Consider the following 713-nt stretch of genomic DNA (forward strand, 5'->3'; position numbering starts at 1 on the left):
CCCCGGCCGACTTCGTCCGCGGCCGCTACGGCTCGCGCGGCCTGTCGGTGGTGGTGGCGCTCACCGGCATCCTGGCCACCATGCCGTACATCGCGCTGCAACTGGTCGGCATCCAGGCCGTGCTGGACACCCTCGGGGTCGGCGGCAGCGGCAACTGGTTCCTCCGGGACCTGCCGCTGTTCGTCGCCTTCGGCGTGCTGGCCGCGTACACCTACTCGGCGGGGCTGCGGGCCCCGGCGCTGATCGCGTTCGTCAAGGACGCGCTGGTGTACGTGGTGATCCTGGTGGCGGTGGTCTACGTCCCGATGCGGCTGGGCGGCTACGGGAGCGTGTTCGCGGCGGCGGCGCGGAAGTTCGCGGTGCCGGGACCGACCGGCGGGCCGAGCGGCTCGCTGCTGCTGGGGACCTCGGGGCAGTGGACGTACGCGACGCTGGCGTTCGGCTCGGCGCTGGCGCTGTTCATGTACCCGCACACGGTGACCGGCGTGCTGGCGTCGAAGTCGCGCACCACGGTGCGCCGGAACATGGCGATCCTGCCCGCGTACTCGCTGGTGCTGGGCCTGCTGGCGCTGCTGGGGTTCCTGGCGATCGCGGCGGGGGTGGGGGCGGGGGTGCCGGGCTTCAACAGCCAGTTGGCGGTGCCGCAGCTGTTCGCCGACATGTTCCCGTCCTGGTTCACCGGGGTGGCGTTCGCGGCGATCGGCATCGGGGCG

The 713-nt window shown here is 72.8% G+C and carries 1 pseudogene; it reads left to right on the top strand.

The window, feature by feature from the left end:
- Positions 1–713 (top strand): annotated as a pseudogene (locus ABD345_RS40020) (sodium:solute symporter); the annotation flags it as partial.

The organism is Kitasatospora saccharophila (genome assembly GCF_039529925.1).
Taxonomy (GTDB): domain Bacteria; phylum Actinomycetota; class Actinomycetes; order Streptomycetales; family Streptomycetaceae; genus Kitasatospora; species Kitasatospora saccharophila.